General features: G+C 33.6%; 19 protein-coding genes. 8 read left to right on the top strand and 11 right to left on the bottom strand.

Translation table 11 applies throughout. The features are described from left to right. Nucleotides 1–180: 180 nt before the first annotated feature. The 7 genes from ACFFLS_RS04080 to ACFFLS_RS04050 form a co-directional block, all read right to left on the bottom strand. Entirely contained in the window at nucleotides 181–576 is a 396-nt protein-coding gene (locus ACFFLS_RS04080) for an ankyrin repeat domain-containing protein (RefSeq protein ID WP_379685410.1), read from the bottom strand. Between the two features lie 152 nt (nucleotides 577–728). Next, the gene (locus tag ACFFLS_RS04075; RefSeq protein ID WP_379685409.1) at nucleotides 729–1,862 is read right to left on the bottom strand and encodes a glycoside hydrolase family 26 protein; all 1,134 of its coding nucleotides are present in this window, start codon (nucleotides 1,860–1,862) and stop codon (nucleotides 729–731) included. A gap of 32 nt (nucleotides 1,863–1,894) precedes the next feature. After that, entirely contained in the window at nucleotides 1,895–2,848 is a 954-nt protein-coding gene (locus tag ACFFLS_RS04070) for a phosphoribosylaminoimidazolesuccinocarboxamide synthase (protein ID WP_379685408.1), read from the bottom strand. A 249-nt stretch (nucleotides 2,849–3,097) separates the two neighbouring features. Next, nucleotides 3,098–5,443 (bottom strand): S9 family peptidase, encoded by a 2,346-nt coding sequence (locus ACFFLS_RS04065; RefSeq protein ID WP_379685407.1) that lies wholly within the window; start codon nucleotides 5,441–5,443, stop codon nucleotides 3,098–3,100. Between the two features lie 164 nt (nucleotides 5,444–5,607). After that, a complete protein-coding gene (locus tag ACFFLS_RS04060) occupies nucleotides 5,608–6,438 on the bottom strand; it encodes a Cof-type HAD-IIB family hydrolase (RefSeq protein ID WP_379685406.1) in 831 nt (276 codons plus the stop codon). Between the two features lie 148 nt (nucleotides 6,439–6,586). Beyond that, nucleotides 6,587–6,955 carry a c-type cytochrome gene (locus ACFFLS_RS04055; RefSeq protein ID WP_379689187.1) on the bottom strand — a complete coding sequence of 123 codons (369 nt, stop codon included), beginning with the start codon at nucleotides 6,953–6,955 and terminating at the stop codon, nucleotides 6,587–6,589. A 134-nt stretch (nucleotides 6,956–7,089) separates the two neighbouring features. Continuing rightward, nucleotides 7,090–8,040, bottom strand: a complete 951-nt coding sequence (locus ACFFLS_RS04050; RefSeq protein ID WP_379685404.1) for a PhoH family protein — start codon at nucleotides 8,038–8,040, stop codon at nucleotides 7,090–7,092. 258 nt (nucleotides 8,041–8,298) lie between these two features. Here ACFFLS_RS04050 and ACFFLS_RS04045 point away from each other — a divergent pair, with 258 nt between their 5' ends. The 6 genes from ACFFLS_RS04045 (at nucleotide 8,299) to ACFFLS_RS04020 (ending at nucleotide 14,454) form a co-directional block, all read left to right on the top strand. After that, nucleotides 8,299–9,126 carry an SAM hydrolase/SAM-dependent halogenase family protein gene (locus ACFFLS_RS04045; RefSeq protein ID WP_379686371.1) on the top strand — a complete coding sequence of 276 codons (828 nt, stop codon included), beginning with the start codon at nucleotides 8,299–8,301 and terminating at the stop codon, nucleotides 9,124–9,126. Nucleotides 9,127–9,425: 299 nt separating this feature from the next. Beyond that, nucleotides 9,426–9,722: a putative quinol monooxygenase gene (locus ACFFLS_RS04040; RefSeq protein ID WP_379685403.1), complete on the top strand. Its 297-nt coding sequence runs from the start codon at nucleotides 9,426–9,428 to the stop codon at nucleotides 9,720–9,722. 73 nt (nucleotides 9,723–9,795) lie between these two features. Then, the gene (gene gldF, locus ACFFLS_RS04035) at nucleotides 9,796–10,521 is read left to right on the top strand and encodes a gliding motility-associated ABC transporter permease subunit GldF (RefSeq protein WP_379685402.1); all 726 of its coding nucleotides are present in this window, start codon (nucleotides 9,796–9,798) and stop codon (nucleotides 10,519–10,521) included. Continuing rightward, a complete protein-coding gene (gldG, locus tag ACFFLS_RS04030) occupies nucleotides 10,521–12,227 on the top strand; it encodes a gliding motility-associated ABC transporter substrate-binding protein GldG (protein ID WP_379685401.1) in 1,707 nt (568 codons plus the stop codon). The genes gldF and gldG overlap by 1 nt, the downstream gene beginning before the upstream one ends. Nucleotides 12,228–12,316: 89 nt before the next feature. Beyond that, entirely contained in the window at nucleotides 12,317–13,435 is a 1,119-nt protein-coding gene (dnaN, locus tag ACFFLS_RS04025; RefSeq protein WP_135223763.1) for a DNA polymerase III subunit beta, read from the top strand. A 389-nt stretch (nucleotides 13,436–13,824) separates the two neighbouring features. After that, nucleotides 13,825–14,454, top strand: a complete 630-nt coding sequence (locus ACFFLS_RS04020; protein ID WP_379685400.1) for a DsbA family oxidoreductase — start codon at nucleotides 13,825–13,827, stop codon at nucleotides 14,452–14,454. A 51-nt stretch (nucleotides 14,455–14,505) separates the two neighbouring features. On the opposite strand, the gene ACFFLS_RS04015 is transcribed toward ACFFLS_RS04020, so the two are convergent. From ACFFLS_RS04015 to ACFFLS_RS04000, 4 genes are read right to left on the bottom strand one after another with little or no spacing between them, the layout of a single operon-like run. Further along, complete coding sequence (locus tag ACFFLS_RS04015; protein WP_379685399.1) at nucleotides 14,506–15,048, bottom strand: hypothetical protein; 543 nt, start codon at nucleotides 15,046–15,048, stop codon at nucleotides 14,506–14,508. A gap of 36 nt (nucleotides 15,049–15,084) precedes the next feature. Beyond that, complete coding sequence (locus ACFFLS_RS04010; protein ID WP_379685398.1) at nucleotides 15,085–15,594, bottom strand: hypothetical protein; 510 nt, start codon at nucleotides 15,592–15,594, stop codon at nucleotides 15,085–15,087. Then, on the bottom strand, nucleotides 15,572–16,039 hold the full coding sequence (locus ACFFLS_RS04005; RefSeq protein ID WP_379685397.1) for a hypothetical protein: 468 nt from the start codon (nucleotides 16,037–16,039) through the stop codon (nucleotides 15,572–15,574). Before ACFFLS_RS04005 ends, ACFFLS_RS04010 begins: the two co-directional genes overlap by 23 nt. Before the next feature lie 3 nt (nucleotides 16,040–16,042). Next, nucleotides 16,043–16,510 (bottom strand): hypothetical protein, encoded by a 468-nt coding sequence (locus ACFFLS_RS04000; protein WP_379685396.1) that lies wholly within the window; start codon nucleotides 16,508–16,510, stop codon nucleotides 16,043–16,045. 285 nt (nucleotides 16,511–16,795) lie between these two features. Here ACFFLS_RS04000 and ACFFLS_RS03995 point away from each other — a divergent pair, with 285 nt between their 5' ends. Next, nucleotides 16,796–18,781 (top strand): sensor histidine kinase, encoded by a 1,986-nt coding sequence (locus ACFFLS_RS03995; RefSeq protein ID WP_379685395.1) that lies wholly within the window; start codon nucleotides 16,796–16,798, stop codon nucleotides 18,779–18,781. Next, entirely contained in the window at nucleotides 18,782–19,522 is a 741-nt protein-coding gene (locus tag ACFFLS_RS03990) for a LytR/AlgR family response regulator transcription factor (protein WP_379685394.1), read from the top strand. The last annotated feature ends 22 nt before the right edge of the window (nucleotides 19,523–19,544 follow it).

The following is a 19,544-nucleotide window of genomic DNA, read 5'->3' as shown; positions in this document are numbered from 1 at the left end:
ATAAGTCCCTATTTAGAAAGTCTTTAAACGTTTCTTTTTAACAATAAATCGGATAAAAATGATTTAGAAAAAAACTTGAAAAAGTAAAAGATGAAATAGAGAATTTCTAAAATAGTAAAAGCAAAAGCGCAATTCAATGTTCTGAATTACGCTCTCTTTTTTCAATTCCTTTTCTGGCGATTATTTCTTTTTTTCTTTCTTTAGAATTGCAATTGCTTCCGTTGATTTTGCAAATTCAGCATAATGCAAAGCCGTAAAACCGTGTGAATTTTCTATTGATAAATCTGCACCATTAGTAAGTAAAATTTGCATAATCTCACAATAGTTAAATCGCGCCGCTATCATTAGAGGCGTCATATTATTAACCATTTTATTGACCATTCTACTGGCATTAGATTCATACATTATAAATTTCTTGACAGCTTCAATATCGCCTTTGCTTATTGCTAAATGCAGTGGGGATTTTCCATAGAATCGAAATTCAACTTGATTGCTTGGTTTTAAATCTAAATTTGATGCAATTGATGCATTTCCTAAAAGCAGTAAGACTCCTAAAATAATAACTGTTTTTTTCATGATGATTATTTGTTAAATGATTGATGATTATATATTTAGACGAATCTAAAATGAATTTGGTTGCATCAATAATAGAAAAAATGAAAAAAAATAAAAAAGCGCAATTCAGATTTATCCAAATTGCGCTTTCTTATCGGTTGTTAAAACAAATTTTACATCTTAAACTTTTTGCTGTATATATTTTTTAAATCCTTTTCAAATATTGTAAACGGATTATTGTAGAATTCGATAAAATCCTTTTCACTGCTTTGTCCTGGAAAAGGAGCATAAAAATGTGTTGGACTTGTACTGTCATTTCGCCATACCAAAACATAAGCAAGTTCTAGTTTTTCTGACTGAATCGTTTTCAATAAAACTTCTGTCCACCATTTTGTATTTGGAATTGATTCTAAACCTGTTTCTGTAAATGCCGCCAGTTTATTCTTTTGTATCGCGATATCAGAGAAAATTTTCAACTTTTTTCTGCCTGCTTCTAAATCATATTTGCCATCTCTACCAAAATCCCCGTAATCATCCATTCCCAACATATCAACAAATTCATCTCCGGGATAACGCTCTAGATATTCTTCGGCATTGTTAAATTGATTATCAGGAGAAAAGGCATAAATAAAATTATGAACTCCCAAAGTATCTTTTAAATAAGAAACCGTAAACTGCCATACTGCAATAAAGTCTTCTCTTGAAGTATGCGGTTTCCCCCACCAAAACCAACCTCCATCGAATTCATGAAAAGGTCTAAAAATCATTGGCGAAAGTGTTCCATTTTTTGCTTTTACAGAATGTGCAAAATCGGCTATTGTCTTTAAGATTTCTTTATATTGTTCATGATATGATCCTCCGGGTTTTATCAAGGCCATCGATGGAGCTGAAATTCCATCTTTCCAATAAAAACCTCCATCGGAAGCTGGATTGTTAAAATGCCACGAAACAGTAGTAATTCCGCCTCTTTCATAAGTATCAATTACATTTTTTCTTAGTAGTTCTTTTGTTTTTTGAATTTGCTCAAAAGAACGTCCAGAAAAATCACTAAAATCAATACCAATCACAGCAGGATGCGAACCTGTTACCGATTTAACATCTGACCTATTGGGTTCGTTGCTCCAACCATGTCCATATTCAAGCGCATGCTGATGCCCAAAGAGAATGTGATTTTTTGAAATTGTTTTTAAGTTTCGATAGAGATGCTTCGTTTCTTTTGTTGCATCTTTATCAAGTTGCGCAAAAAGAAAATGCCCTGCTGTAAAACATACAAATAGCAGGGCATTTTTTTTAGATATAAGTTTCATGGTCTAAATAGTTAGTTTAAACCCGAAAATTACTATTTAGAAGATAAGTAATCTAATACGTTTTTTTCAATACGTTGATCAATATTGTCAATAGCGGCCTTTACAAATTTTTCTCCTAGAATATTCTCGTACAATTCGATGTATCTCTCAGAAACAGATTCAATATATTCGTCTGTCATATTTGGAATTTGCTGTCCTTCCTGACCTTGAAAACCATTTTCAATCAACCAACGGCGAACAAATTCTTTAGATAATTGTTTCTGCTCTTTTCCTTTTGTTTGTCTTTCTTCATAACCTTCTGCATAAAAATAACGAGAAGAATCTGGAGTATGAATTTCATCAATCAAAACGATAACACCCTCTTTAGTTTTTCCGAATTCGTATTTTGTATCGACTAAAATTAAACCTCTTTTAGCAGCGATTTCCGTTCCTCTTTGGAATAAGGCATGAGTATATTTTTCTAAAACCAAATAATCTTCTTCAGAAACAATTCCTTTGGCTAAAATATCTTCTCGAGAAATATCCTCATCATGAGATCCGTTATCTGCCTTTGTAGTCGGTGTGATGATTGGCTCCGGAAATTTATCATTTTCTTTCAATCCTTCAGCCATTGCAACACCACAGATTTGTTTTCTGCCGGCTGCATATTCACGCGCTGCATGACCTGACAAATAACCACGAATTACCATTTCAACTTTAAAAGGCTCACATAAATGCCCAACAGCAACGTTTGGATCCGGAGTAGCGATAAACCAGTTTGGAACAATATCTTGTGTCAATTCCATAAACTTTGTTGCAATCTGATTTAAGATTTGCCCTTTATACGGAATTCCTTTTGGCAAAACCACATCAAATGCCGAAAGCCTGTCAGTAGCCACCATAACTAAAAGCTCGTCGTTGATATTATAAACTTCTCTAACTTTTCCGCGGTACACTGATTTTTGATTCGGGAAATTAAAATTTGTGGTTGTGATAGTATTGCTCATTATTATATTAGTGTGTTGTTTTTTATGAATGCAAATTTAAAACTATTTATAGTTTTAAGTCGTCAGTGTTCCGTTTTTTTTTAGTATTCAGTTTTTGCTGATATCGTTTTTGTAAAAGTTTCAACATAATTTAAAACACTATAGTACACATTCTTTGAACATAAAAATAGTTTCGGCAACTAATGAATTTGTCTACATTATAGTAACTAAATACTGATACTGACTACTAAAAAACTGAACACTACATGCTTATTTCAAAAGCGTCGAATTAAATAAATCTAAAATTCTGCTGTATTCATCAATCCATGAATATGTTTCTTTGAAACCATGCGATTCTACAGGGAAAGATGCCAAACTCCAATTTTTCTTTTCTAATTCGATAAAACGCTGAGATAAACGCACAATATCTTTGTACTCGACATTATCATCAACCATTCCGTGAAGCATTAATAAATTTCCTTTTAAATTATCAGCATAATAAATTGGTGAGCTTTTTTTGTAAGCTTCTGGATCTGTTTCTGGGAAATTCAAAATATTTCCGGTATAACCATGATTGTAATGCGCCCAGTCGGTTACAGAACGCAAAGCAGCGCCCGATTTAAATTCGCCTGGAGCGGTCAGCATTCCCATTAAGGTAATAAACCCTCCGTATGAACCGCCATAGATTCCAACTCTATCAGCATCGATACCATATTTTTCAACCAAATATTTTTTTCCGTCTAAATGATCAGAAAGATCTTTTCCGCCCATAAAACGGTAAATTCCTGTTCTGAAATCTCTTCCGTAGCCGTCACTTCCTCTATAATCAATATCTAAAACCGTATAACCAAGATCGGTCAAGAGATTATGAAACATATATTCTCTGTGATAGTTACTCCAAAAATTGTGTGCATTTTGCAGATAACCTGCACCATGAACAAAAATAACTGCTGCTTTGTTAGCATTTTCCGTTTTTGGAGTATATAATCTTGCGTTTACTGGAGTTCCGTCCTGTGCTTTAAATGTAATTACTTCTGGAGTTCTCCATTGGTATTTTTTGAAAGCTTCTGTCGTTGACGAAGAAATCTGCTGTAAAGTTGTGTTTTTCTTATTATCGGCGATATAAAAATCCCATGGAATATTTTTATATGAATAACGAACTAAAAGTGTTTTTTCGTCAGGCGAAAGCACCACTTCATGCGCACCATCTTTGGTGAGAATTGGCTGTAAAATTCCGTCTACTGGAGATAATTTGTAAAATTCTCTATTTCCAGGATGTATTGTATTTGTTGACAAATAGAAAACTTTTTTGTCTTTGGATAAAGTTACATCACGAACTTCCCATTTACCGCTCGTAAGCTGTGTTTTCTTTTTTGTTTTGAAATTATAAGTGTACAAATGAGAATATCCTGTCGCTTCAGACTGGAAATAAACCGTTTCATTGTCTCCTAAAAATTCAATGTTTCCTGAAGAAAATGAATACGAAGGAATCCCCGGGCCAGCAATCCAAGCCTCATCGTGCTGATGATCTATTTCTTCAAATGTTCCTTTTTCGAGATTCAAACTCACAATCCATCGGTCTTTATTGTCCTGACTTCTGATTGAAACTACTGCAAGCGATCCGTTTTCATTATAAATTGGCGCTTGTGCAATGATTAGTCTATCTTCTTTTGGTTTGTCTTTTAAATTATCGTACAATTTAAAATATTCCGGAGCATCCTGAATATGACTTAAACTGGAAAAATTCACAAAATAAACCGAATCTTTAGCTACAGAATAAATAGCGTATCGTGTTTTTACAAAGTTATTTACCGAAACTTTATCCTTTGTTTCTGGGTTTTGGTTATAACCATCACTTGTAATAAAAACCTCCATTTTTTCTTTCTTCGTTTCTGGAGTTTCCATCAGAGAAAACGTAACATAATTACCATTCGGATTTACGCGAAGGCTTCTTAAATCATCTTTACCATATAAATATTCTTTCGCAAAATCTGACTTAACTAATTTATTCTTAGCATCGAACCATTTTTTGCGAGCATCTTTGTCTTTAATGAATTGAAATAATTCTTTCTGTTGCGAATTCAAGAACGTCTCTTTTTCTGGTTTGTTCTCTTTTTTAACGCCTTTGCTTAAATTCGTCAATTGTAAAAGTGTTCCGTCTTTGGTGTTGTATTTAAAAATATTTTGATTCTGTTCAAAAAATAAAAAATCAGACTGACTTCCTAATTCCAAATTAGAAAGCGACGCACTCTGCTGAATGATTTTTTTAGTTGTTTTGTTACTGGTAGAATACGAATACAAAGCTCCTTTTTCGATGTAATAAACGATATCAGAATTTGGTCGTCTTTTAAAATCAAGTTTAGAAAAAGCGGCTTCTTTTGGATCTGTAAGAACAGGTTTTGTTTGTCCTTTTTGCCAAGAATAAGTACTCGCTCCAAAATCATCAGTAGGATTCCATTCAAAATACACTTTTTTACCATCTAAAGACCAGCGTCCGTATGTTGGCTGATTTCCAATAAAAGAATCACCTTTCATTATTTCTTCTAATTTCAAATTCTGACTAATGCCTATAGTCGAAAATCCTAAAAAGGCGAGGATAAAAATGTTTTTTGTCATAGTTGTATTTTTTTGAGAAAACAAAAATACACTTTGAAGTTTATTTAAAAAATGTTTTTGATATTTCCTTGCGAAATTCTTTGAATAATATTCATTAAACAAAAAAAATCCCTGAAGAAAAGCTTCAAGGATTGTGTTTTATGCTAAAAAATTAAAAATTGGCATTAACTGGCCGCAAATTCTTTATCTAAAATTTTAGACGCTATAAATCTGGCTACACCATCTTCTGCATTTGTTTTAATTACTTCTAAATCTGGCAGAGCATCTTTTAAAATCGAAGGAGCGTTGCCCATAATTAAACCTTTTCCAGTTGCAGACAACATTTGCACGTCATTAAAACCATCTCCAAACGAAACAGCTTCATCCATTGCAAATCCTTCTTTTTCTAAAACTTTTGCAATGGCAACCGCTTTATCTACCGATTTGTCCATAAATTCTAAACAAGTTGGCAAACTGAAAGCATGATGTAAATGCTCTGACGAATTGGCCAAAACAGCATCTCTCACCTTTAATAATTTCTCGTGATTATCGCATGAAAAGAAGATTTTAATCGCTTTAAAGTCTTCTATAGTTTTATAATCGACTAATTCTGGACGGTATTTTAATTCTGCTTGAAAAGAATTCAATCTTTCGTTCCATTTATTGGTCTGCCAAACATTTTCTTTGAATAATACAACGGTAACATCCGGATCGATTTCTATATTTAATGCCGCTTTTACCACATCGCTGTCCAAATTAAAAGCAAAAAGTTCTTCTTTATTTGGTGAATGAATTCTTCCTCCATTAGAACTTACCAGATAAACCGGCACCGCAAGCGTTTCGATAATAGCCATCGCATCAAGATGATGACGTCCTGTAGCTACAACAATTAAATATCCTTGATTATGAAGCTCTTGAAAAATTGATTTGGTGTATTCTGAAATCCTGTGTTGTGGGTTGAGTAAAGTTCCGTCAAGGTCGCTTACTACAACTTTTATATTTTTAAGTTTTGTCATATTAAGTATCAAATAGTGATGATATGCAAATTTAAGGTTTTAAGCTCGGTTAGACAAAGATTACAAGCTCTGAAAGCCAAATTTGAGGTAAGTTTATTATTTATTTAACTTTAAAATTCCTTTATCAAAATAATCTTAACTTTCTTGATTATTTCTTCAAATAATACAAAATCGCCTTTATTTCGTTCTCATTTAAATTAAAATCATGCAAGTAAGGATTGTTGTTGCTCCAATCTTTTAATGCTAAAGCTTTTTTATTTTTGCTCTTTAAAAGACTATCCTGCTTGGTAATAAAATTTTTCAGAAATTGATATTCATGCCTATCATTTTTAATCGCATTTTCTAAGTAATTATCTTTCGCACCTCTATTTGCATGGCATTTCAAGCAGTTTTTTTCAAAATATATCTTTCCGATTGCATCTAGCACTTTTTCATTAGTCTCTTTGGCTTTCTTTTGATAGAAATCATTTCCATCCTTTTCCTTCCTTTTACAAGAAATCAAAATGCTTAAAAACACCAAACAGAAAAGCTTAAACTTCATCAAAATTCATTTAAAAAAATATTCGTTTTGCACCTTCATAAAAAGCACAAAACGAATACTAATAATGTTAAAACACAATTCACGATTTACATTTAACATTCATATTGTTATTAATCGTGATTTTCAATCTGTTTATACGCATCGATTACCTTTTTAACCAATCTGTGGCGAACGATATCTTTATCATCCAGATAAATGATTCCGATGCCTTCAATATCTTTTAGAACCAAAAGCGCTTCTTTAAGTCCCGAAATAGTTCTACGTGGTAAATCGACCTGCCCAGGATCACCTGTAATCATAAATTTAGCATTTTTTCCCATACGGGTCAAAAACATTTTCATCTGCGAATGTGTGGTGTTTTGAGCTTCGTCAAGAATTACGAAAGCATTATCCAGCGTTCGTCCGCGCATAAAAGCCAAAGGTGCAATCTGAATAATTCCTTTCAGGATGTAATCTTCTAATTTTTCGTTCGGCAGCATATCGCGCAAAGCATCATAAAGTGGCTGCATATACGGGTCCAGTTTTTCTTTCATATCACCCGGAAGAAATCCAAGATTTTCGCCTGCTTCAACTGCCGGTCGTGTCAATATGATTCTTTTTACTTCTTTATCCTTCAGCATTTTTACTGCCATTGCTACACCTGTGTAGGTTTTTCCCGTTCCGGCTGGACCTACTGCAAAGACCATATCGTTCTTCTTAATCGTATCAACTAGTAATTGTTGATTCGGTGTCATGGCTTTTATGATTTTCCCTCCAACACCGTGAACTAGGATTTTATCGTGATCATAAGCTCTTTTTTCATCCTGACCATCGCTCATAATTACACGTTCAATCACATTATCATCAATATTGTTATATCGGGTAAAATGAAGCATTAATCTTTGAAATCTTTTTTCGAATTCGTCTAACACCTCCTTTTCGCCAAATGCTTTTAAAGTTGTCCCTCGCGCTACGATTTTAAGCTTTGGGTAGTACTTTTTGATTATTTCAAGATGGCTGTCCTGTGCGCCCCAAAACTCTTTTGGCGCAATATCTACTAGCTCGATTATTCTTTCGTTCAAATGAAGTAATTTTAAATTAAATAATTCAGTTTTTATTTTTAGAAGTTGTCGGGTTCTTTTTTAAGTAGCCTTTTCAGCGACCGTTTTCGAAAACCAAAAACCGAGGCTCAAGACTGATACTTCTATAACAGCAACTTAGTTCTAAAAAAACAAATTGTCTTTTCTTTCTTTCAATTTGTATTTACTATTACTAGCTTTGCATTTCTCAAATTTAATGAAAATTAGATTTAAATACTATCAATAGTTATAAACAAAATGATGTCAATAATTACCCTTACTACAGACTACGGCTTAAAAGATCACTTTGTGGGGTCGTTGAAGGGTAAACTGCTTTCTGAAAATCCAGAAGCTCAAATCATTGACATTTCTCATGACATTGATCCGTTTAATACTGCCGAAGCGAGCTACATTATTGGCGCTTCATATTTAAGCTTTCCAAAAGGAACTGTACACCTGATTGGAGTCGATATCGAACGAAATAAAGAGAACCAACACATTGCCATGCAATGGAACGACCACTATTTTATTTGTGCTGATAACGGAATTTTAAGCATGCTGACACAGAAAATTGTGCCACAGAAAATCGTTTCCATCAATATTCACGATCGTTTTCCAATTGAAGCTACCGATTTGGATATTTTTATTCAGGTTGCGTCTCATTTATCAAAAGGTGGTCTGCTGAATGTTATCGGTAAAGAAATTACATCTATCAAAGAAGCAACCGAATTACAGGCTGTCATTTCAGACGACGGAAATTCGATAAAAGGGTATGTAATCTATATCGATCATTTTGGAAATATCGTGACTAATATTTCTAAAAAGCAATTCTTAGAAATTTCACGCGGACGTCCGTATGAAATCGTGATGAAACCCAAAAGCATCAAAACCATATTGCCGAGTTATTCTGCAATTGCCACCTCAGACAAATATCCGATAAAAACTTATGAAGGAGAAAAACTGGCTATTTTTAACGAAGCTGGATTTTTAGAAATTGCTATCTTCAGAAGCAATCCTTCAAAAGTGGGTTCTGCCAATAGTTTGTTAGGATTGAATTACAGAGACGTTATTACGATTAAGTTTTCTTGATTTTAGATTTTAGATTAATTCTCCCGCAGATTTTGCTGATTGAGCAGATTATTGACTGCATATGAGCATAGCCCGTAGTTTCAACCACGGGAAACGTATTGTAATATTGCATGCGTCCCCATGGTTGAAACCAAGGGCTATACTTTAAATATCTTTGGCATCAGAGTTATAGAAAACATACTTTTATAATAATTCAATTTTTATTTAAAACCACAATCAAATTTGGTATTTTTGCGCACCTGTAAGCTTTTAGACATTAAAAAACCTAAAATCAACAGTCAAAAATCTAAAACAATAGTATGTTTGTTAGAATAGTAAAAATGAGTTTTCACGAAGAAAAAATTCCCGATTTTTTGGAGAATTTTGAATCGGTAAAAGAAAAAATACGAAATGCAGAAGGAAATCGTTTTTTAGAATTGTATCAGGACAAAAATGACAAATGCATCTTTTTTACATACAGCTATTGGGAAAGCGAAGCTGATTTGGAGAATTACAGAAATTCTGAGCTTTTTAATACCGTTTGGGATTTTACAAAGAAATTATTCAATGCTAAACCAGAAGCTTGGAGCGTTGATAAATTAGTAAGTTTAAAATAGTTTCAAGTTTCAAGTCTCACGTTATGCGCAACTTGAAACCTAAAATATGAAACAATAAATAACAAAAACAAGAATGAAATCAATCATTTTACGAGAAATAAAATCTTTCTTCGGCTCGCCAATCGGATATTTGGTTATTGCGATTTTCCTTATCAGCAACGGACTATTTTTATGGGTATTTAAAGGAGATTACAATATATTAGACAGTGGTTATGCCGATTTGACTCCGTTTTTCACTTTATCACCATGGATTTTAATATTCTTAATTCCAGCCGTAACGATGAGAAGTTTCTCCGACGAAAAAAAACAAGGAACTTTAGAGCTATTATTAACCAAACCTTTGTCTATTTGGCAGATTGTAAATGGCAAATTCTTTGGTTCGTTTTTATTAATCATTTTGGCTATTATTCCGACCTTGATTTATGTAAAAGTAATTTCTGATTTAGGTTCCCCTGAAGGAAATATCGATATGGGCAGCACAATCGGATCTTATTTTGGATTATTGTTTCTGATTGCGTCTTATTCTGCAATCGGAATCTTCACTTCTACTCTTTCAGAAAATCAAATTGTAGCCTTTATCATTGCCGTTTTTCTATGCTTTTTCTTTTATTTTGGTTTTGAAGGTTTATCGTCATTGCTTCCTTCTTCGGCAAACTTCATATCAGTTTTAGGAATGCAATATCACTTTAAAAGCATAAGCCGTGGCGTTGTTGATACCCGAGATGTTCTTTATTTTTTGAGCATCAGCATTTTATTTTTATCAATTACAGTTTATCAATTAAAATCTTATAAAGCGTAATGAAAGCATCTAATAAACTAAATCTAAAGACATTAGGCATTACAATATTTGTTTTAATTGTTTTGAACGTATTAGGAAGCTTATTTTTCCATCGTTTTGATTTAACAAAAGACAAACGTTATACTTTATCGCCGACCACACTTCAAATTATAAAACAGGTCCAAAATCCGTTGTCGATTAAAATTTACATGGAAGGCGAACTTCCGGCAGATTTTAGACGTTTACAGCAGGAAACAAAACAGTTATTGGAAGAATTTCAGGCTTACAACAACAATATTGTGTTCGAATTTGTTAATCCGATGGAAAATGAAGACGAAAGCATGGATTTTGCCAAATCACTTTTTCAAAAAGGATTAACTCCAATAAATATCACAGTCGATGATAAAGGAAAACAGTCTCAGGCGATGGTTTTTCCGTGGGCAATCGCGGTTTACAACAACAAAGAAGTTAATATTCCTCTGCTAAAAAACAGAATGGGCGCGTCGACTACCGAAAAAGTAATGGGCTCCATTCAGCATTTAGAATATTCTATAACTGATGCTATCAGCAAAATAACCAAAACGAAAAGTAAAAAAATCGCAATCATAAAGGGTAATGGTGAATTGAAAGAAACGCATATTGCAAAAATGCTCATGCAGATTCACGAAAGCTATCTAATAGGACCATTTACTTTGGATTCGGTTGCCAAAAATCCGAACGGAACCCTGAGAGAACTCAAAAAATACGATTTAGCCATTATTGCCAAACCAACAGACAAATTCTCTGATGAAGAAAAAGAGGTTTTGGATCAGTTTATCATGAACGGAGGAAAAACGCTCTGGCTTATTGATCAAGTTGCGGCAGATATGGACAGTCTTTACAACGATGCTGGCGCAACTTTGGCATATCCAAGAGATTTGAATCTAAATGATATGTTTTTTAAATACGGATTCAGAATTAATCCTGATTTAGTAAAAGATGAGCAAGCAAGCGCAATCAAACTCGCAATTGGCGAACAAGGTAGTGCAACACAGTATCAAGAATTCAAATGGAGATTTGCTCCAGAAGTTTTTCCGACAAGCAAACATCCGATCGTAAAAAACTTGGGTGGAATCAAATTTGACTTTGCGAATCAAATCGATACTCTTAAAAACGGAATCAAAAAAACCGTTCTATTGCAGTCTTCTCAGTATTCGAAAACAGTTGGAACTCCGACAGAAATCAATTTGGGAATGGTGGAAGAAAAAACGACACCAGAGGATTATTTGAATAAAGGCAATATTCCGCTGGCCGTTTTATTAGAAGGTTCTTTCCATTCTGTTTTCGAAAATCGAGTGCTTCCTTTTAAAGACAATTCATTTACAGCATCAGGAAAACCAAACAAAATGATTGTAGTGGCTGATGGAGATATCGCTAGGAATCAAATAGACAAAAACGGGTTGCCTGTTGAGTTAGGTTATGATCAACGTACGGGCAAACTTTACGACAATAAAGACTTTATCATGAACGCCATCAATTATTTGTTAGACGATACTGGACTTATTAACATTAGAAGTAAAGATTTAGAACTGCCCCTATTAGACAGAGAAAAAGTTTATCAAAATTATACCACAACACAATTCATAACTATCGGAGTTCCAATTCTAATTTTAATCATTTTTGGACTGGTTTTCACTTTTGTAAGAAAAAGAAAATACAGCACTATACATGTTAATAAAAAAATGTAATACTTTAGATAGTTTAAGATATATTTGTAAACCATATATTAAGCCCCTTTAATAATTAAAAAGGTCTATCAAAAAATAAAACAATACAGATGAAATTTATAGTATCGAGTTCGTACTTATTAAAACAATTGCAAGTTTTAGGTAGTGTAATCAACAGTAACAATACGTTGCCAATTTTGGACAACTTCTTATTTGAGCTGAATAATAATGAGTTGACTGTTTCGGCTTCGGACCTTGAAACAACAATGTCTGCTACATTATCGATCGATTCTACAAGCAAAGGAAGCGTAGCTGTACCTGCAAAACTTTTGCTGGAAATTTTAAAAACATTCCCAGAACAGCCTTTAACTTTTACTGTTGAAGACAACAATACGGTTGAAATTAGCTCAAATTCTGGTAAATATGCATTGGCTTATGCTGCTGGAGAAGAGTTTCCAAAAGCTGTTCAATTAGAAGAACCATCTGTAACCCTTGTTCCTGCTGAAGTTTTAGCAACTGCAGTAAGTAAAACTATTTTTGCAGCTGGAAATGATGACTTACGTCCAGTAATGTCTGGAGTTTTCTTTCAGTTCTCACCTGAAGGATTGATTTTTGTGGCTACTGATGCTCATAAATTGGTAAAATATGCAAGAACAGATGTAAAAGCTTCTCAGGTTGCTGACTTTATCATGCCTAAAAAACCTTTGAATATCTTAAAAAGTATTTTAGGAAGTTCTGATGCAGAAGTAAAAATTGAATACAACGACTCAAATGCAACTTTTTCATTTGATAATTATATTTTGATGTGTCGTTTAATCGACGGAAAATACCCTAATTACGAAGCGGTAATTCCAAAAGAAAATCCAAACAAATTAATGATTGACCGTTCTTTATTTTTAAGTTCAGTACGTCGTGTTGCGATTTTCTCTAACAAAACTACACATCAGATTCGTTTGAAAATCGCTGGAGCAGAATTAAATGTTTCTGCAGAAGATATCGATTACTCAAACAAAGCAGAAGAAAGATTAACTTGTGATTATCAAGGTGATGATCTTCAAATTGGTTTCAATTCACGTTTCTTGACAGAAATGCTTACTAATTTACAATCTGACATGATTATGCTAGAAATGTCTCTTCCAAACAGAGCGGGAATCCTTACTCCTGTTGATGGTTTAGAAGAAGGCGAAACAGTTACGATGCTTGTAATGCCTGTAATGTTAAATAGTTAACATCAAACTTTCTTTTTGTTACAGGGATTTTTTTTAGTTTCAAATTAAAGACATATCATTGTAAAAAAAATAACGCTATTAACCAACCATTTTTTATACCTAGAAACCGCAATTCTTAAATTAAGTGTTGCGGTTTTTTTATTTTGCTGATTTTTTTGTTTCAAGTTTAAAGTTTAAAGTTGATTTACGAGACATTTAGTTTAACCGCAAAGGTCGCTAAGGTTGCGCAAGGTTCGCAAAGTTTTTACGCAAAGCTTTGCGAACTTTGCGTTTTCTATAAATTTTGCATATCAAAAAAACTTGCGTGCTTTGCGGTCAAAAACACAAAGCACATCAACTTGAAACCTGAAACTAGAAACCTAAAACAATTTTTTCCGTATTTTTGTATTATGAAAATAGAAATTTGGTCGGACATCATGTGTCCGTTTTGTTATATCGGAAAAAGACAGTTAGAAAATGCATTAGCTACATTTCCTGACAATGATTTTGAAGTTGAATGGAAAAGCTTTCAACTTGACCCAACAATTACGTCTCAACCTGAAAAAGACGTTTATACCTTTTTAGCCGAACGAAAAGGCATGTCAATTGAACAGTCTAAAGAAATGCACAAAGGAGTTACAGAACGAGCAAAAAGCGTTGGTCTAGAATACAACTTTGATAAAGCTGTCATTTCAAATTCGCTAAATGCACATCGCATCATTCAATTGGCAAAAACAAAGAATCTTGGAGACGCAATAGAAGAGATTTTCTTTAAGGCTTATTTCACCGATGGAGAAGATCTAAACAATGGGCTGACTTTAATAAAATTAGGAATTCAGGCTGGTTTGGCAGAAAATGAAATCAGAGAAGTTCTAGAAAGCGATACCTTATTCTTGAAAGAAGTAGCATCCGATATTAAAGAAGCTGGCGAAATTGGAGTTCAAGGTGTTCCTTTTTTTGTTTTTGACCGTAAATATGCCATTTCGGGCGCACAACCGGTAGAAGCTTTTGTACAGACAATCAAAGAAATTTTAAAATAATTCAATCCTAAAAAAACGCATCATAACAACTGTTTTGATGCGTTTTTAAAATTAAAGTCTCTTGTACTCTACTCCGTTTTTATCTGCATACGGAAGCAGTAAATCCATCATTTTTTGGTGTTTTTTATCCAATTCGATTCCTTTTGTATCATCTAGATGTTTTGCAGCGGCATCAACTTCTTCATCGCTTTTACCGTCGTCAATCATTTTGGCAATTACTGGGAAATCTTTGCTCTGAATCTCATCTGCATATTCAAACAATTCTATTCCGGCTTTAACTATCTCTTTTGCATCATCATCAGGATTTAACTTCTTTATTTTCTTTAAATCCTCCTTGAATGTAAGCCCATAAAAATATTTTACAAATTCAACACAATTAGCTTTTTTCATGCTTTTTCCATCCTCAGACGGAACATTTAACGATTTGCTTTCTTTCTGCTGTCGCAATTCTTTAAAAACACGTTCATAACTTGGAGGAATTTTATTTGAATTCAGACCAATCAACTGAAAAATTGTATCTGGACTGTCCTTCACTAAATCACAAGAAATGGTACAAAAAAACAAGACAAAGAATAAAACGCTGCTTCTTTTCATAATTTACATTTTAAATAATTGTTTTGATGTCAAACTTTAAGTTTGAACTGATTCGACTAACCTATCCAATTTTTGCAGAATAAATTTCTCATAAGCAGCTTGACGACTTTGGCATTTTTTTCCCGAAGAAAAACTTTCGCTCAAAATATAATTTTTCTCAAACTGACTTCTTGCGGCACCTAAAGCATAATACCAATTTCCCATTTCGGAATGGGCAAATATAGTCACTTCATGAAGTTTCATTATTTTTCTTTTACCGAGAATCGGACTCCATTTATACACTGCATTTTCATTGCTGTTAAAGATATAACGAACTTTTGAACCAACTTTAACATCATATAAACCTTGAATTCCTAAGCAAAAAATAAGAATGTAAATAGCCCATCTAAGGCTTTCGTCTAAGTAATTTTCAAAAAATAACAATACAATTACACCTCCAATTATGCCAAGCAAAGACCACCACAACGTATTTAGCGATGGCTTTTTAGGACAAAATGAAAATGTATGTAGGGTTTCTTCAATATTATATCTTTCTTGAATTTCCATCTAATTCTAAAATATCGTTTATTTCATTAATAATTTTTTGCATAGACGAAACCAAAAAACCTTGCGCAATTTCGATAGATTTTTCTTTGTTATCCTTGAGGTAATACATATTTAGCGAAACATTTGTCGTGATAAAGTTTTGCTTTATTTTATATAGTTCAAAGTTTACAAAATCAGAAAAATGAATTGTAGCCGTTTTTGTGATTAGACCATTGTTCACAATAAATTGCTTTTGATCCAAATCAATAATAAAACTATTGTACAAAACAGATATAGCACAAAGAATCGTCAAAATCAAGAAAACCAAAGCTATTAAGTATTTACCATGCCACAAGCATCCGATTGCAACAGCAGCCATTGCCACAACGATAACAAAACCGAAACCGTACTGTTTTTTCAGGACGTACTGGTTTCCGGTTTTTTCGAATTTTTTTAACTCCAGCATTTTCTAATTTACATTTACGCCATCAATCATCATTGATGCGCAGATTATAGAAAAATAAGAACTACTGTAGTCTGCATTTATCTGATCGCTCAGCGAATCAATTCTTGCTTTAGTAAATTCAAATTTTCTTGCCGGAAGTTTGCCATAAGAATCGGTCATTGTAATTTGCCCATCAACTCCACCTTTGTTTTTCATGAAAACAGTTAGTAATGCAATATCCTGTTTTTCAAAATCCAATGAAAAAAAGTAGTTGTTTGTCTCTTTGTTTTCTGTACTTTCTGTTCCAGAAAAGTTATTTACAGAACGTGTAAAAGAGAAAGTCGCAGATCTTACCGCCCCTTTTATTGTTTTGTTTCCATCTTTAAGCGTAATTTCAATTTTAATTCGCTTGTCATCCTGTTGTTGTGCATGTACCAGTTCTGTAAAAAAACATAATGCAAAAACCAATAAAGTAAAAAATTTCTTATTCATAATTTTAGAGTTTTAAAAAAAATAACTACTGCAAGATTACTACTAAGATCAAGGCACAACAATCGAGAATTGGCATATGGATGATTTAGATTTTTATTTGGATACTCTTTTTCAGGATTCAGCGAAGATGCTGTTTATATAGGTTTTAAAGAATTATTTTTAACTAAATCACTGTGCAAAAAAGTGTTTGCAATAGTTTGGTCAATCTGTATGCAATTTGTACTTTGCTCACAATTACCACTAGAAATGCAGAAAAAATTGACATCAAATTTCTCAAAAAACACAATGTACAGGTTTATCATCCTGGTATTTTCTTTATTGTTCGGCACAGCTTTACAGGCGCAACAGATTTCTGCTGTAGAAAGAAAAGCTGAAGATGGATATGCCAAACGTTTTTCTGATTCTTCTGCCTGTAAAAAACTACAGATCGATGCCTTAAACCTTGCTAAAAAAAACAAAAACATAGACGACGAAGTCATTTGTTATTCCTATCTCGCCCTAACACAAAGACGCTTGCTGCATTTGAAAGATTTTACCAAATATGCTGACACAGCTTATATTCTTTCGCAAAAATCAAATAGAAAAAGAACAAAAGCATTTGCATCTCTGGCGATGGGAACTCTAAAATCTTATATAGACGACAAACCTCAGGCCTTGAATCATCTGCTTACTGCCTACAAACTTTTTTCGCAGGCAGATGCTCACGATCAATGCGCTAAAATTGCTGCCGATATCTCTTATTTATTTTCTCCAGCCTCACCTGAAAAAGTCAAAAAATATGTCCGTGAAGCTTTACTGCATGCATCTCAGGCCGGAGATCCAGAAAGTCAGTTGTATGCTAGGCTTGCATTTGGAAGTTACTTAACTGACAAACTCGAAAACGGTTCTCAAGAAGAATGGAAAGCCGCTTTAGATTTTTTTGAGGTCACAGTCGCTTATACTGAAAAAAATGCCGATGAAATAATCAGCAAAAGCAATATTGGAATCGCATACATCAATCTAGCCGATTTATATTCTAAAGGTCCGAAGCCTATCAATGAAAAAGCATTGCTGAAAAATCTTGAAAAAGCGACTGCGATTGCTAAAAAGTACAACATTAAAATCATCTACAGAAGCGCTATCGGATTAAAAGGGGTTTATTATACCGAAAAAGGCAACTATGCAAAAGCCGAACTTTTGTTTATTGAAGGCATAAATTATCAAAAAAGCCTTCCCTACACCGATAATTATCTGTTGGCTACTTTTTACAACTGTCTTAAAGAAGTTTCCATAAAAAGAAAAGACTACATTGCTTACTATTCTTATGATACACTGTACACTAAATACAACAACTTAAAAAATAACGAGAATATGCAGCGCGAACTGCAGAATGCCGAAGTAAGGTACGAATCGGCAAAAAAAATGGAACGAATAGAACAGCTTGAACAAGAAAACAAACTCGAAGAGCAAAATAAACTTTTGGGCTATGCTGTTGCAGGTGTTTTGTTGATTGGACTAATATTCATGTTTCGTTCATATTATTATCGTCAAAGATATTATCAAAATCGTGAAGATTTTATGCATCAGGAACAAACCAATGCGGAACTGAAAATGCAGTTGATGGAAAAAGAGACCATCGAAAATCTTGCGGCCAGATTATCATTAGAACGCAGATTGCTTCGTTCGCAAATGGATCCACATTTTATTTTTAATGCCTTGGGGAACATCCAAAGCATGATTTTGCAAAAAGATACAATTCCGGCGGTTTCATACCTTAATAAATTTGCAAAACTAACGCGTCAGATTTTGGAGCAGTCACGCAAAGAAACAATTTCGATAGAGGAAGAAATAGGAACTTTAAAAAATTATATCGAACTGCAACAGCTGCGCTTAAACAATGGATTTGATTACGCTATAGTATGTGATGAATCTGTTGAAAATAATTTACTTATTCCACCTTTATTAATTCAACCTTTTATAGAAAATGCGGTAGAACATGGCTTAAAACCAATAGCTAAAAACGCTAACGGATTATTAGAAATACATTTCAAGTTAGCTTCTCAGGAACAAAATCTCATCTGTACTATAAAAGACAACGGCATCGGACTTGCGGCTTCGAGAAAATTCAAGCTAAAAGACAACCATAAATCATTATCAACGACAATTACTGATGAGCGATTAAGCAAAATGCAAAAAGATTATCCGTGGGCAGGATTTAAGGTTTTAGAGCGAGATCCAGAAACAGACAGTTCAGGCTGTATCGTAATTATAAACATTCCAATAATAGACTAGATGTACAAGACAATTATAATTGAAGATGAACAGCGCATTCGCGAAGCGCTATCAATAATGTTAGAAATGACCGCACCCAATAGTATTCAGATTATTGGTTACGCCGAAAGTGCATCAGAAGCGGTAAAGTTAATTGACAGATTAAAACCTGATCTGGTTTTTATGGACATTATGCTCACTGACGGAACCGGCTTTGATGTTTTAAAGCAAATTACATTTAATTCTTTTCACCTGATTTTTACAACAGCATACGAACAGCATGCTATTAACGCTTTTAAGTACAGCGCTATAGATTATCTATTGAAGCCAATAGATCCCGAAGAACTCAAAACAGCAGTTGAACGCATTACTTTATTGGAAGAAAAAGTTCTGGAAAAACAACAGCTAAATGAATTGCAGCAAAATCTAACCAGAACTCCGGACCGTATTATTCTGCCGACTCAGGAAGCGATGTATGTTGTAAAACTGGATCAAATCATCAGGTGCGAAACTTCGGGTTCCTACACCACTTTTTTTCTGACGGATGGACGAAAAATAATGGTTTCAAAACCTTTAAAAAATTATGAAGATTTACTAGAACCTCCAATGTTCTTTCGAGTTCATCAGTCACATTTAATCAATGTAAACTCAATTGTAAGCTATTCCCGAGAAGGAATGGTACAAATGATTGATAAGTCAGCCGTGCCCATTTCAAGAGGAAAAAAAGAGCATTTTTTTAAACTGATGAAGGACGAAATTTAGAAAATAATGACTCCTAATTTCA

Source organism: Flavobacterium procerum (genome assembly GCF_042431625.1).
In the GTDB taxonomy this organism is placed as follows: Bacteria; Bacteroidota; Bacteroidia; order Flavobacteriales; family Flavobacteriaceae; genus Flavobacterium; species Flavobacterium procerum.
Note: the sequence above shows the minus strand (reverse complement) of the source record. Positions and strands in the feature narration are given on the sequence as shown.